This is a genomic window from bacterium, assembly GCA_026129405.1.
Taxonomy (GTDB): Bacteria; Desulfobacterota; Binatia; order DP-6; family DP-6; genus JAHCID01.
The window spans coordinates 1,527,014-1,540,331 of the sequence record JAHCID010000001.1 but is presented as its reverse complement, the minus strand read 5'-3'; the positions used below and the strand labels follow the sequence as shown (position 1 = coordinate 1,540,331).

The 13,318-nt window shown below is 70.1% G+C and carries 12 protein-coding genes; 4 read left to right on the top strand and 8 right to left on the bottom strand.

The window, feature by feature from the left end; translation table 11 throughout:
• Positions 1-44: 44 nt before the first annotated feature.
• Positions 45-2,339, top strand: a complete 2,295-nt coding sequence (locus KIT14_07030; GenBank protein ID MCW5890290.1) for a sulfatase-like hydrolase/transferase — start codon at positions 45-47, stop codon at positions 2,337-2,339.
• A gap of 392 nt (positions 2,340-2,731) precedes the next feature.
• On the opposite strand, the gene KIT14_07025 is transcribed toward KIT14_07030, so the two are convergent.
• The 5 genes from KIT14_07025 to KIT14_07005 form a co-directional block, all read right to left on the bottom strand.
• Positions 2,732-3,016: a hypothetical protein gene (locus tag KIT14_07025; GenBank protein MCW5890289.1), complete on the bottom strand. Its 285-nt coding sequence runs from the start codon at positions 3,014-3,016 to the stop codon at positions 2,732-2,734.
• A 203-nt stretch (positions 3,017-3,219) separates the two neighbouring features.
• The gene (locus tag KIT14_07020; GenBank protein MCW5890288.1) at positions 3,220-5,214 is read right to left on the bottom strand and encodes an SUMF1/EgtB/PvdO family nonheme iron enzyme; all 1,995 of its coding nucleotides are present in this window, start codon (positions 5,212-5,214) and stop codon (positions 3,220-3,222) included.
• 352 nt (positions 5,215-5,566) lie between these two features.
• A complete protein-coding gene (locus KIT14_07015; protein MCW5890287.1) occupies positions 5,567-5,710 on the bottom strand; it encodes a hypothetical protein in 144 nt (47 codons plus the stop codon).
• Positions 5,711-5,718: 8 nt separating this feature from the next.
• Entirely contained in the window at positions 5,719-5,856 is a 138-nt protein-coding gene (locus KIT14_07010; GenBank protein MCW5890286.1) for a hypothetical protein, read from the bottom strand.
• A 115-nt stretch (positions 5,857-5,971) separates the two neighbouring features.
• The gene (locus KIT14_07005; protein MCW5890285.1) at positions 5,972-9,604 is read right to left on the bottom strand and encodes a hypothetical protein; all 3,633 of its coding nucleotides are present in this window, start codon (positions 9,602-9,604) and stop codon (positions 5,972-5,974) included.
• A 44-nt stretch (positions 9,605-9,648) separates the two neighbouring features.
• Here KIT14_07005 and KIT14_07000 point away from each other — a divergent pair, with 44 nt between their 5' ends.
• A complete protein-coding gene (locus KIT14_07000) occupies positions 9,649-10,185 on the top strand; it encodes a hypothetical protein (protein ID MCW5890284.1) in 537 nt (178 codons plus the stop codon).
• 5 nt (positions 10,186-10,190) lie between these two features.
• Here the strand turns inward: KIT14_07000 and KIT14_06995 are convergent, their stop codons facing one another.
• Positions 10,191-10,997, bottom strand: coding sequence for a DUF1554 domain-containing protein (locus KIT14_06995; GenBank protein ID MCW5890283.1), 807 nt, complete (start codon positions 10,995-10,997; stop codon positions 10,191-10,193).
• A 94-nt stretch (positions 10,998-11,091) separates the two neighbouring features.
• On the opposite strand from KIT14_06995, the gene KIT14_06990 reads away from it, so the two are divergent.
• Positions 11,092-11,526, top strand: coding sequence for a hypothetical protein (locus KIT14_06990; protein MCW5890282.1), 435 nt, complete (start codon positions 11,092-11,094; stop codon positions 11,524-11,526).
• Between the two features lie 97 nt (positions 11,527-11,623).
• Here KIT14_06990 and KIT14_06985 read toward each other — a convergent pair whose 3' ends face one another.
• Positions 11,624-12,013 carry a type II toxin-antitoxin system VapC family toxin gene (locus KIT14_06985; GenBank protein ID MCW5890281.1) on the bottom strand — a complete coding sequence of 130 codons (390 nt, stop codon included), beginning with the start codon at positions 12,011-12,013 and terminating at the stop codon, positions 11,624-11,626.
• Positions 12,010-12,249: a type II toxin-antitoxin system prevent-host-death family antitoxin gene (locus tag KIT14_06980; protein MCW5890280.1), complete on the bottom strand. Its 240-nt coding sequence runs from the start codon at positions 12,247-12,249 to the stop codon at positions 12,010-12,012. Before KIT14_06980 ends, KIT14_06985 begins: the two co-directional genes overlap by 4 nt.
• A 756-nt stretch (positions 12,250-13,005) precedes the next feature.
• On the opposite strand from KIT14_06980, the gene KIT14_06975 reads away from it, so the two are divergent.
• Positions 13,006-13,248, top strand: coding sequence for a hypothetical protein (locus tag KIT14_06975; GenBank protein ID MCW5890279.1), 243 nt, complete (start codon positions 13,006-13,008; stop codon positions 13,246-13,248).
• Positions 13,249-13,318 lie beyond the last annotated feature (70 nt).

Genomic DNA, 13,318 nt, shown 5'->3' with positions numbered 1-13,318 from the left:
CCGATCCCTGGACGGGACGGAGGGCCTGGGCCACCATGCCGCCCATGTCCGACGCTCCCCGCACCTATCACGACGACGACGCCTTCCCCGGCCGCGTGGGTCTGACGCTCGCCGACTCCGAGCCCGCGTGGCCGGTCGCGCGCCGCGCCCCCGCCGGCGCCCCGAACGTCCTCGTCGTGGTGCTCGACGACGTCGGTTTCGCGCAGCTCGGGTGCTACGGCTCGGACATCGCGACGCCGAGCTTCGACGCCCTCGCCGCCGCCGGCGTCCGCTATCGCAGCTTCCACACCACGGCGATGTGCTCGCCGACGCGCGCCTGCCTGCTCACCGGCCGCAACCACCACACCTGCGCGATGGGCGGCATCGCCGACATGGCGATGGGCTTTCCCGGCTTCAACGGCCGCATCCCGCGCTCGTGCGGCTTCGTCTCCGAGGTGCTGCGCCAGCACGGCTGGGCGACGATGGCGGTCGGCAAGTGGCACCTCGCCCCGGCCGACGAGACGCACGCCGCGGCGTCGCGCGAGCGCTGGCCGCTCGGCCAGGGCTTCGAGCGCTTCTACGGCTTCCTCGGCGGCGAGACGAACCAGTTCTTCCCCGACCTCGTGGTCGACAACACGCCGATCCACTTCGTCCCCCCCGACGGCTACCACCTCACCGAGGATCTGATCGATCGCACCCTCGGCATGGTGAACGACCTCCGCGCCGCCGACCCGACGAAGCCCTTCTTCACCTACCTCGCGCTCGGCGCGATGCACGCCCCGCACCAGGCGCCGCGCGCGTGGATCGACCGCTACCGCGGCGCCTTCGACGACGGCTGGGACGCGTGGCGCGCCCGCGTCCACGAACGCCAGCTCGCGATGGGGATCATCCCGCCCGGGACGACGCTGTCGCCACGGCCGTCGTGGGTGCAGGACTGGGCGGCGCTCTCCGCCGAGGAGCGGCGGGCGTACGCGCGCATGATGGAGGTGTTCGCGGGCTTCCTCTCGCACACCGACCATCACGTCGGCCGCCTGCTGGGCGGCCTCGAAGCCAGCGGCGACCTCGCCAACACCCTCGTCGTGCTGCTCTCCGACAACGGCGCCAGCGCCGAGGGCGGGCCGCACGGCACGTTCAACGAGAACTTCATCTTCAACGGCCTGCCGCACGACACCGCGCGCACCATGGAGCTGCTGGGCGAGCTCGGCGGACCTGCGACCTACGGTCACTACCCGTGGGGGTGGGCGTTCGCCGGCAACACGCCCTTCCGGCGCTGGAAGCGCGAGACGCACGAGGGCGGCATCGGCGATCCGCTCATCGTGCGCTGGCCGAAGATCCCCGACCCGGGCGCCGTGCGCCATCAGTACGTGCACGCAGTCGACGTCGGTGCGACGATCCTCGACGCCGCCGGCGTCGCCATGCCCGAGACGCTGCACGGCGTCGCGCAGGAGCCGGTGGCGGGCCGCAGCCTGCTGCCGTCGCTCGCCGACGCGAACGCGCCCGAGCACCGCACGACGCAGTACTATGAGCAGTTCGCCTGCCGCGCGCTCTACCACGAGGGTTGGAAGGCGGTGACGTTCCACGCCTTCTTCCCCTACGAGCCGGGCGACGATCCGTTCCGCCATCCCGACGAGGACCGCTGGGAGCTGTACCACGTCGCCGAGGACCCGTCCGAGTGCCGCGACCTCGCCGCGGAGCACCCGGAGAAGCTGAAGGCGCTCCAGGATCTCTGGTTCCGCGAGGCGAACCGCTACGGCGCCCTGCCCCTCCAGTCGATGCGCGCGCTCGGCCAGGGCCGCCCGCCCGTCGTGCCGCCGAGCGATCGCCTCGTGCTGCGGCCGGGCGCGGCGGCGCTGCCCGAGGAGCTGGCGCCGTCGCTGAAGCTGCGCCCGCACACGATCGTCGCGCGCGTCGAGCTGCCGCCCGCCGGCGCCGAGGGCGTGCTGCTCGCCCAGGGCGGCCGCTTCGGCGGCTTCGCGCTCTACCTGCAGGACGGACGCGCGCACTACACCTACAACTTCGCCGGCGTGACGGAGACGACGGTGTCGAGCCAGCCGCTCGCGCCGGGCCGACACCTGGTCAGCGTCGACGTCGTGCCGACGCGCGGTCTCGGCATGCAGGCGACGCTGCTCGTCGACGGCGCCGCCGCCGGCACCGCCGACATGAGGAAGACGGCCCCGTTCCGCTTCGCGCTCCACGGCGAAGGCCTGTGCTGCGGCTACGACGACGGTACGCCGGTGAGCGAGCGCTACGCGGCGCCGTTCCGCTTCACCGGCCTGCTGCACGAGGTGACGATCGACGTCTCGGGCGCGCCGGTCGTCGATCGCGAGGCCGAGGCCAGGCGGGCGTGGAAGGTGCAGTAGCGCGCCGCCTGCTCCTCGGCGCGCAGGGCCTGCTCGACGATCCCACCGCCCGCACGACGCCCGCGTGGCTGCAGCGGCTCGTCGAGCGGCTCGGCTTCGTCCAGCTCGACACCATCAACGTCGTCGAGCGTGCGCACCATCTGACGCTGCACGCGCGGCGCGACGCGTACCATCCGGAGCACCTGCGCACCCTCGTCGAGCGGCGCCGCTCGCGGTTCGAGCACTGGACGCACGACGCGTCGGTGATCCCGACGCGCTGGTTCCCGCACTGGCGGCGGCGCTTCGCGCGCGACCGCGACCGCATGATGGCGCGGCGATGGCGACGTTCGTCGGCGCACGCGACGTCACGTTCCCGCGCCGAGGCGCGCCCACGTGACGCGCGAAGTGCCTCGTCACCAGACCTCTCGATCCTCCTGAAACCACGCCGCGATCCGCCGCAGCGTCTCGTCGCCGGCCGGCTCCTCGCTCGCGATGCCGCACCCCTTCCAGCGGTCCCAGTCCATCGTGAAGCGGTAGCCACCGATCCGCAGCTCCTGCCACCCCGCCTGCGGCTGCGCCGACCGCGTCCCCGGCCGCGCATCGAACGCGGAGACGAGCGTGTCGAGGATGCCCTGCGGGCTGGCACCGTCCCCGAGCTGGAGGTGCAGTCGTCCGGCAGCGTTGCGCGCGATGGGCATGCGGCTGGTGTGGCGGGTTCGCGGCGAGGCCGCAAGGTGTGTCGCGCGTGGGCGGCTCCGAGCGGGGCGCGGTCGTCCTTTCCGCCGTCGGCGCGGACCCGCTCTCTCTTCGTGCCCAAAGGAGGAGACCAATCGGCATCGCTACGACGTCGGCCGAGAGGACATTTTCGGCGAGGACGCGCAATGCCGGACCGCGCGGCCGTCTAGCTCGCCGGTCCCGCCAGCCGAATGCCGGTGTCGTTCTCTTCCCGGTCGGGCGCCACCTGGGCGAAGTTGAGGCTCTGGATGGAGATGGAACCGGCGAACCAGAAGCCTCCCCGAATCCCGCGAGAGGGGCCGGTGGCGCCGTCCAGGTCGTTCCACTGGTACACGGCGCCAGCCTGATCGAAGAGCCCGTAGTGGCTCCGCGTGCCCGTGAAGCTGCCCACATCGAACAGGTAGTTCTGCCCCGGGTCGATCTGCCGCGACTGGGTGACCGAGTAGAAGAAGGTTCCCGAGTAGTCGTCGATGTAGTTGGCGTCGTTGGTGCCGTCGCCGATCTGATTCCCGGGCACCTCGTTGCTGCGGGTGGCGTAGAGGTAGTAGCCGCCGCGACCGCACCTCAAGCGGGGGCTGAAGTAGGCGGCCTTGTACCACTGGTCTTCCGTGGGGATCGAGAACGTCGGTGCGGCTCCCGTATTCGGATTGATGGAGCGAAGCGGAATCGCCTCGCCGGTGGTGGCGCCGTCGAGGGCATAGGCGCCGTCCTCGGTGGTGACGCCGCTCTGACTCCCGCGCGGCCGCCCGTTGGCCATCCAGTTCGCGAAGCGCGCGGCATCGAACCAGGACACGTAGGTGATGGGACGCGCCGAGCTGTCGCCGAAATTGTCGATCGGGGCGTAGACGTAGGCGCCGGAAGCGCCGCTTCGCTGGATGCCGGCGCTATTCGCCACCAGCGCCATCTGCTGGTCGTAGAGACCGTAGGGATCGGCGGCGGCGACCGCGTTCAGGAACTCGACGTACTGGCCGATGGTCACCTCGTAGGTGCCGATCCAGAAGGTCTGATCCACGCGACCGAAGCCGGTGCGGTCCTCCCGGTTGCCGGGATGGCCGACCTCGACCAGCGCATACCCGTCGGACGGCGAGGGAGGGACCGAGCTGGCGAGCCGGAACCCGGCGTTCGAGCTCGCGGTCTGGGCGACGTTGCCCAGGCGATACGTCGATTGCAGGTAGGTGTAGAACGAGGTCCAGCCCCCGCCGCGAATGATGCGGATCGGACTCCGACTGCCGTCCATGTCGGTCCATTCCCACACGCCGCCATTCTGATCGAAGGTGCCATGGGGGCCGACGCTGCGGCGGAACGCGCCGACGTCCGTCAGGTAGCTCTGGTTCAGGTCGAGGCTGAGGACCTGGGTGAGCGCGAACAGGCCCCGGGCGGTGTAGTTGGCGAGGTTCGGCCCGCCCCCCGCGACGTTCCCGGGAGCGGTATCGCTCTGCGTGGCGTACAAAGTGTAGCCGCCCGCGCCGTCGCCGAGGCCGGGATCGTAGTAGGCGGCCTTGTACCACTCGTCTTCGCTCGGGACGTAGTACGCCGGCGCCTCGCCGGTATTGGGGTTGATGGCGTTCCTCGCGACCGCCATGCCTCGCTTCACGCGTCGGCCACGGAGCTTGTAGGCCCCGTCTTCCGTGGTCCTCTTGTTCTGCCGTCCCTCGGGCTGGCCGTTCGCCATCCAGTTGGCGAAGCGGGCGGCATCGTACCAGCTGACGTAGGTGACCGGCCGATTGCCGGGGGTGGCGGCCGCGCTCTGCGCCGGCCCGCTCGGTCCGATGACGTCGTAGATGTACCGGCCGGGCTTGCCGGAGCGGCGGATACCGGCGACCAGGAGGTCGGTGGCCATGCGTTCGTTGTAGAGGCGGTGGGGATCTCGCTTGGCGACCGCGTTCAGAAAGGCGACGTACTCGGCGATCGTGACGTCGAGCGTGGCAATCCGGTAGGCGTAGTCGACGCGACCCCGGCCCGTGGGCGGGTCCGCCGCATTGCCGGCATCGCCCACCGTCACCATCGCGACGCTGAGTGGCTGCCGGTCGGCGGCCGGCGGCTCATCCCGAGCGGGCATCGTATCCGCGGCCGCATCCACGAGTCCGCTGCATGCCAGACCGGCAGCGATGAGTACGGCGAGCGTGCGGGAGCGGCTGGCGGAGCGACGAGTCGAGGTCATCGAGTCCCTTGGTTCGGGATCAGGATGCAGCTCGCGCGGCCGAGTGTGAAGCGGATCGAGCCGGCGTCGCGGCTCGGTACCAACCTTCGGCCCGTCGGAGAGTCTCCTCGCGGCCGCGGTGAGCTACGACATCGTGCCGATCCTGATCGGCACCATTGGCACGATCGCCTCGATCGACGACGGCTCGCTGCAGGTGCAGCCGCAGGCTGGCACCATCGAGGTCGGGACGCGCGGCGACCTGGTCGTCGTGCGCGACGATCCCCTGCGACGTCGGCGCGATCCGGCGCTCGATCGCGTGGACGATCAAGGCGGCTGTGGCGCGGCCGTCGGCGGAGTGGATGCGGCCGGAGGGCTAGAGCAGAAAGCGGTTGCCGGTGATGGGCTTCCGCGAGCGGTCGTCGGGGCCGAACATCTCCTCGAGCGCGGCGAGGAAGGCGGCGAACTCGGCGAGGGAGCGGACGGGCTGATCCGGGCAGAACGTGCGTTGACGAGGCATGTTCCCCATCAGTGGTTCAGGTCCGCCGCTGCCCGGGCGACGGCGGCACGGCCATCGCGGAACCAGGAGTTCTGCCCCGGATCGGCGGCGTGGGCCGCGGCGGCGAGCAGCAGGAGCAGGGTCGCGGTGCGTATCGGGCGATGCATCGGCGCAGGGATCCCTGCCCGCGCCCGGCATGCAAGCGGTGACGCGGCGGCGAGGAGCAGTGCGCTCGGCTATGGGCCGATCGTGGCTCCCGCGTCGGTACGCACCGCTGCTTGCTCAGCGCAACGACAGACTCGTGTGCGACGGTAGGCAGATCTCGTTTGGATGGATCGCGTCCAGCGTTGCCGCGGGCTGGACCTCGTTGGCGATGAAGATCGGCCGCTCACGGAAGAAGGCGTGCTCCTCCGGGCGAACGCGATAGCACAGCAGCGACGTCGCCCCCGATTGCCCATCCCTACCGAACGAGAGATCGGATGCCGGAAGGCACAGACGCTTGGGCTTCAACACCTGCACGTCCTTGGCGCCGAAGACGCCGCGCACCTCGACGTCGCGCACTCGGTGGAAGCGCGGACGCTTCGCCCGCACGCGATAGCAGAGGAACGGATTCCCCGTCGCCAGCGTCGCCTCCGGCGGCCCAGCCAGGCTCGCGGCCGTCGGAATCAGCAGGCGATCGAGCCGGAATGCACCGAATACGCGTTCTTCGATCTCGTTGACGACGGTGACCTGCGGTGGATCGACGACGCCGGACGATGGCATTCGATAGGCTACGAGATGATCGGCGAGTCCGGTCATGGCCGTCGGCCCGGGACCGACCGCGGCAGGCGCACAGAATGCTTCCGGCCGCTGGATCTCGACGGCGTGGGTTCCGAAGGCATCCGACACCTCGATCGGCCCTCGCGTGGCGAAGGCACGCCGCTTGACGGCGAAGCACTCCCAATCCGGAAGGGTAGTGGAGGTCGACGGCGTGCTCGTCGTCGTGGTGGTCGTCGTCGGACAGACGCAGGCGCCGGCCTGACATGTCCCGTCGCAGGACGGCGTGCCGGCACACGGGGTGCCGTCCGGCAACGGTGCTTCGGGACACGTCGCCGTCGCCGGGTCGCAGATTCCCTGCGCGTGGCATCCCGACGGCGGAGCACAGACGATCAAGGTGGCAGTAGTCTCCGCGATCACGGTCGGGGCCGGCATGGCAGACGCGCCACCGCAGCCGCTTTCGGCCGCGCGTGCCCGCACCTCGGCGCGGAGAGTGTAGCTTCCCCCGTCCGGAATGATCACGCCGACGTCGAGGTGGGCGGTGTGGAAAGGGGGTACGAGGAAGTCGGTGACCTCGGCGCTGAATGTCGCCCCGGGCGGATCCGAGACGAAGGTCACCTCGTAGGCTTCGTCGCACGCGTTGCCGGTGTTCGTGATCTCCAGCGCGTAGGCGAGCGCGCCCGGGCAGACCGCTCCGGGCGCGACGGCGAACAGCTCCGCCTGGACGGCCCGCGCAGCACCGAATTCGACGATCGCCGCCGCTGCTCCCGAAATCGTTGGATCGGTCACGGACGTCGCGACGGTGAGCAATGCCGTCTTGAGCCGGAGGAACCGCTGGAGGTTCGTCAGCTCGATGTCGGTGGCGTACGACTCGCCCGGCGCCAACGCGATCCGCAACGTCGTGGGGCACCCGGTGGTGATGGAGAAGCAGCCGAAGGGGCCGAGGGGTCCCGCGAGGCTCACGTCGAACGAGTCGGCCTGAGTGCCGGTGTTCGTGATCGTCGCACGGAAGCTCCCCGTACCATTCGGATCGAGAACGGCCTGCGACGGCGTGAGTGTAACCGCAACGCCGCGATCGCTCACGACGAGCGTGGCAACGTCGTCGTCCAGCAGGGTTGATCGTGTCGTCGACGTGGCGGTCACGTCGAACGGCAAGCGGCCTGCCGGAGTTCCCGCGCTCGGCGTGAGCGTCAGCGTGGTCTCCCGGCCGGAGGCGACGCCCGCGGGGACCGCCAGCGGCGTATCGGCGAAGCGGGCCGCGACGCCTGGCGGAACGGACGCCACCAGCGAGAATGTATCGCTCGCGTCGCCCGTGTTGGTGACGCGTACTCGGTAGACGGCGCTCGCCCCCTGCCCTGCCGTCGCTTCGTCCGGTGCGACGTCGACCTTGACGCCATGGAACGCGATCGGCGCGCCTGCAACGACCGCGAGCGATCCCTCGACGGAGTCGACGGCGCCCTGCTCGGTCCGCGTCACCACACCGAATGTCCGCTCGCGGACGGCCGCGCTGGGGCTCGTGTCGACCGCCAGCGTCGTCGCGACCGTCTCGCCGGCCGGCACGTCGACCGAGGACGCGAGCGTCACCGCGAGGTCTTCCAGGCCCACGGTCACGAGCTGGTACGTCACGGGCTGCGGGAGGGGATTGTGCAACGTCACCGTGAAGACGGTCGCATCTCCCGCCGCGACGGTTCGCGACGGAGGATCGAGCCTGATGATGTGCGCGGCCGCCACCGCAACGGGCGGGAGCGACAGGGACGTGAGTACCTGGACCCCGTCGGTATCGGTCGCAGTGACGTCCACGAGGGATCCGCGGCTGATTTCACGCACCTCCCCCGGCAGCATGCCGGTGACCTGCCCCACGACGCGGAAGACCACGGTCGCGGGCTCGTCGACCTCGCGACGAACGGTCCAGCGTATGTCTTCCACCGTTGCCGACTCGGCGGGCGGCGTGATGCTCCCGAAGTCGGCCGCGTATCCAGGGGCCAGCAGGTGGCGTAGGTCGATGTCCAGCGTCGGCACGGGCTCCGGCGTGATCCCGCCGCGGAACTCGAAGATGTTGTCGTCGTAGTCTCCGTCGCCGCCGCCTGGGAGATCCTCGAAGCCGACCAACACGCCGCCGTTGTCGAGCGGCGTGACGACCGCATGAATCACGCCGTCGGCATTGCGCTCACCCGGCCCCATCCGGAAGATGGACGATCCGTGTGCGATGCCGAACACCAGCTCGACGCCGACCGGGAACGTGCCGAGCTGGACGATTGTGCCGACGTCACGGTTCGTCGCGATCCGCAGGATCGGTGGCGGCTCGTACAAGGACAGCGTCGAGGTGATGGAAGCGGAAGCGGGCTTGATCTCGACCTCGACGGGCGCGCCCGTCGAGAAGAGTTGGCCGCCCAACACCGGTGGACCGATCGGCGCCGCCGCCTGCGCCTGCGCAGCGGACGCCGCCGCGCGTCCATCCATCACGGCGGGCGGGATGCCCGTGACCTCGATTTCGGTGGTCACGATGCTCGTGCCCGGCGGCACGACGCCGGGCACGGACCGCACCGCCGCCGTCACCGGCGCGCCGACGTAGAGCGGTGCGGTTCCCGAGCGACCGGGAAGCGGACGCGCGTCGGCCGCCAGCAAGGCGACCCGCACCTGGTACAGGCCATCGGGCAGGCCACTCGTTCCGAGCTGTCCGATCGGAACGGTCGCAACGTCGAGGCTCGCGACGAGGTCTACGTCGACCTTGAGCGGCTCGCCAACCGTGGCGCCCGACGCATCGAGCAGATCGGCGCGCGCCACGATGGAGCGGCGGGCATTCGCGCTGTTCAGGACGCGAGCGCTGACGGCGACCGTGTCGCCGGACTCGACGACCGACGGTGCGAGGTCCACACCGACGACATCGGCTGCCGCCGGACGCACAGCGACGAAGGCCGACGCGCTGCGGGCGACTCCGGGCGCCTCGAGTGCGGTCCCCACAACGAGGAGACGAAACACCGTCGACGATTCCTGGGCCTGAGACACCGTCACGGTGACGCCGCCCGGGCCGGAGGGATCGCGCCGCTCACCACGCGCGAGCACCACCTGTCCCGTGCTCAGGGTGGCGGTGACACCTGTCGGAAGATCGCCGACCGACAGTCCGACGGTGGTGGCCGCAGCCCCCAGGTTATCCAGCAAGACCCCGAGCGTGACCGGCTGTCCTGGGCGACGGACGCCTGAGCGTGCACGCCGAGCACGCGCCGGTGACCGACATCCTCGGAGAGATCGCCCGGCAGAGCGGAGCCCTGATCGTCGGCGGCGTCGACGCGGACGCGCGCTTGACCGTCTCGTTCGACGGGCCGACGCTCGTCGACGCCCTCGGCCGCTTGTTTCGGACTCGAAGCTTCACCGTGGCGTACGGCGCGAATGGACGGCTGCGCACGATCCGACTGCTGGCGGGACACGACGGCTCCGCCAGCGTCACAGCGCTGGCCATGCCGCCCGACGAGTCGTCGCTGGGGGCATCAGCCGACTCGACCGCCGACGAAGATCAGCCCGGGCTCCCGCCACTGACGGACATGTTCAAACAGTCCGACGAGGTACTCGCCGGCGATGATCTCGAGACGTACCTCGGCGCGATGCACGAGCTGCACGGAGACGACACCCTGGCGATGCTCTCCACCCTGGCGGACGAGTCTCCGTCGACTCGAGTTCGTCGGTTCGCCGCTCGCGCAGCCGCTCTTCTCGAAAGCGATCCGGACGTCGTCGGACGACGCTGAGACCTTCACTGCTCGAAGCAGTAGAGTCGATAGGAGTAGAAGCTGTTGGTGCAGCCGCCCGTGGCGTAGCTCGTCCAGTTCGAGTCGCTCAGCACATTGATGCCGAGCCCGACGGCCTCCTCCTCCGCGGCGCTGGTGAAGTCCTGGCAGGCGCCGTTCGGAACCGCCGTTCCGTCGGCGTACGTGTTCGTCATGACCAAAACGTTGGTCACTTCGCCTCCCGACTCGGTCTGGGTGATGTCGTTGACCAGAGTCCCGTCGGTGAGATCGGCCCAGCTGTTGGCGACGAGCGTCGTGCCATCGGGCAGGAGGTAGCGGTGGTCCTTCGTGAACGTCGTCGCGGGGGAGGACGCGCTGTCCGACAACCACGCCTTGTAGGTGCCCGGAAGCGAGCTGGCACTTGCCAGATCGTTGCAGAGCGCATCCGCTCCAGCGATCCCGCCAAGGTCGCCGGTCACGATGGCGCTCGTGATGAAGACCGTCTTGGGCGTCAGTGTCGTCGACGTGGTGGTCGTGGACGTGGTGGTCGTCGTCACGACCGTCGTCGGCGATGTCGTCGTGCTCGTCACCGTCACCACGGTCGTCGACGTCGTCGGCGTGAGGCTGCACGCCTCGAGCGACACCCGGCGGCATGTCTTCAGCAGCTTCCGCTTGCAGACCCGGTGTTGGCGACCGACGCTGGGACACTGCGCCGAGATGGCCGGGCCGCATTGCCGTTTACACAACTTGCGGCGGCTCACCGCATCGGCGTCGCTCGCGACAGCGACGAGACACAACATCATCGCGATCGCGCTGAGCAGGGACTTGTTCATCGCTTACGCCCTGACCCCATGATTAGGTTTTCACTGTGCGGGAGTGACCGCGGCTGCTGCCCTGCCCCCAGGCTCAGCGGTGCTGGGTCATACAGTGGCCAAACACGGCCAGTCAACGAATCGCTTCTCGCGCCGGCTCGGCCGTCTCGTCGCCCAACCGCCGGCCGCCGCGATCCGCGGCGCCGAGCAGGATGCGCTCGACGCCGCGCCGGGACACGCGGTAGGACGACGCTTCATGCTGGACTTCCGCGTCACGTTCGCCCTCGATCACCTCGACGCCGACGAGGTGGACCCGCTCGCGGACGCGTTGCGCGCTGCAGCGCGGGGCATGGGCCCGGTGATCAGCTCGCGGGTCGGCGGCGGCCCCGCAAACGTCACAACCTCGCTGCTCGCCCTGGACGCGGCCCTCGCCATCGACGATGCGCGCCGGGTGCTCCACGAGGCGCTGACCGCACTGCGATCCAGCCCGCGCGTGCGACTCGGGCGACCCCGCTCCCGCCGGTGCTCGACGCGCTGGATGCGCGCGTGAGGACGGCGCCGCAGCTGACGACCTTGGTGCGCGATCTGCGGGCGGCCAAGACTCCGCTCGCGCCGGTCGCCGCCCAGTGCTGCCGCCGAGCTCCGACTCAGATGCCGAGGATCGGCAACGAGTCGTCGCGCTCGGCGAGATCGACCAGCGCAGCATCCGCCGTCATGAATCGAAGCCCTTCCGAGATCGCCGTCGCGAGCAGCAGCCGATCGAATGGATCGCTGTGATCCGTGGGCAGGTCGGCACTGCCGATCGCGTGCTCGTCCTCGATCGGAAGGATCGTCGCGCCGCCGCGAACGAGCTCGTCACGGAACGTCACGGGTGGCAGGGGAAGGCGGCCGAGCCGGTGCTTGATCGCGACCTCCCAGACGCTCGCGACCGAGACCGTACAGTCCGACGCCGCGATTCGCCTGCGTGACGCCGCGTCGAGCCGCTTGGCGCCGATCAACCACCAGAGAGCCACCTGCGTATCGAGCAGCAGTCTCACCGCTTGCCACGCAGGGCTCTCGCCACACGCTCCTCCACATCGGGCGTGAACGCCGCGTCGATCTGCGCCTGGCTCATCTCGATTGCGTGCCAACCGCCGAGACGGCGGCGCGGAGTGAGCGGCACGAGCTTGGCCATCGGCTTCCCGTTGCTCGCGATCACGATCTCGCGGCCCGCAGCGGCCGCCTTCACGAGCTTGGAGAGCTGGTTCTTCGCCTCGAGGATGTTGACCTGCATTGGTGTCCTCGACGCTATCAGGTCTGGCTAGGCTGGCCAATCTCAGGGCAGCGCCGCGATCGGCCCATGGGATGAGCCCTGCTGGTCCCTGGTGTGCTCGCGTGTCTCACGCAACGCCGAGATCGCAGGAAACTCGACCCTCCCGTGCCCCCCTCTGCCCTCCTGTCCCACCCTCGCACTCGGTAGGTCGACCTGACCCGAGCGCTTCTTCGAGACCGTCGAGCCGGGACGCCGACCTGCTGCTCGCCCGAGGCCCGAGGACGGCCACGAGCTCATGGGCCCGGCGAGCGAGGCGGGCGAGCCGGGAGCAGGATCGCCGCGCCGCCGACCGACGGCCAGAGCGCGTTCGAGCTGGCGCGCTGGCGGTTCACCGTACGCCGCAAGGCCGCGCGCACGCCACGGTGAACCACGGCGGCATCGGCTCGACGAGCAGCGCCGAGGCGAAGTGCCCCCCGGCAACCGGCACCCGTCACCTGTCACCCGTCACGTGGACTCGGCGACCACGACTCGCTTCCCCGCAGCGCCCTGGTCGCGGCCTGCCACCGTGCTCGTGACCTGCCCGATCTCGGGACCGCGTCGTACGAAGCTCAGGATGATGTCGCCGGGCTCCGGAGACGCTAGGAACGACAACCCTGGGACGTTGACGGAGCGGCTTCTTGTCAGACGTTCGGCTGTGGTCCCCCCCAGCGTGCGGACGACTCGAAGTACGACGTCGACGGGCACTACATCTGTCCGTCGGCGCCGGCGGCCGCCATCATGATCCACGGCGTCGACGACGAAGTGGTGCCGATCCCCGACGCCGAGTACAGCCGCAGCCAGTGGGTGTGGGGCAACGGGCGCAGCGACAGCACCGTCGCGATCGCCCCGAGCCCGTGCGTCGAGCACGACGCGTGCGACGCCGGCAAGCCGGTCGTCTGGTGCGCCGTGCCGGGGCTGAGGCACGACGTGTGGGACGAGGCCGCGGAGGCCGTCTGGGCGTTCTTTGCGCGCTTCCTGTGAAGGCGCGCGACGTCGGCCCGGCTTGCTGGACGGCGCGCGTGCACGCCTGGTAGGCGGACCCCCGATTTGC

Bases quoted from the DNA above. Each gene is read 5' to 3' on its own strand.
- KIT14_07030 (MCW5890290.1), top strand. From the start codon at position 45: ATGTCCGACGCTCCCCGCACCTATCACGACGACGACGCCTTCCCCGGC.
- KIT14_07025 (MCW5890289.1), bottom strand. From the start codon at position 3,016: ATGCCCATCGCGCGCAACGCTGCCGGACGACTGCACCTCCAGCTCGGG.
- KIT14_07020 (MCW5890288.1), bottom strand. From the start codon at position 5,214: ATGACCTCGACTCGTCGCTCCGCCAGCCGCTCCCGCACGCTCGCCGTA.
- KIT14_07015 (MCW5890287.1), bottom strand. From the start codon at position 5,710: ATGCCTCGTCAACGCACGTTCTGCCCGGATCAGCCCGTCCGCTCCCTC.
- KIT14_07010 (MCW5890286.1), bottom strand. From the start codon at position 5,856: ATGCATCGCCCGATACGCACCGCGACCCTGCTCCTGCTGCTCGCCGCC.
- KIT14_06995 (MCW5890283.1), bottom strand. From the start codon at position 10,997: ATGAACAAGTCCCTGCTCAGCGCGATCGCGATGATGTTGTGTCTCGTC.
- KIT14_06980 (MCW5890280.1), bottom strand. From the start codon at position 12,249: ATGCAGGTCAACATCCTCGAGGCGAAGAACCAGCTCTCCAAGCTCGTG.
- KIT14_06975 (MCW5890279.1), top strand. From the start codon at position 13,006: ATGATCCACGGCGTCGACGACGAAGTGGTGCCGATCCCCGACGCCGAG.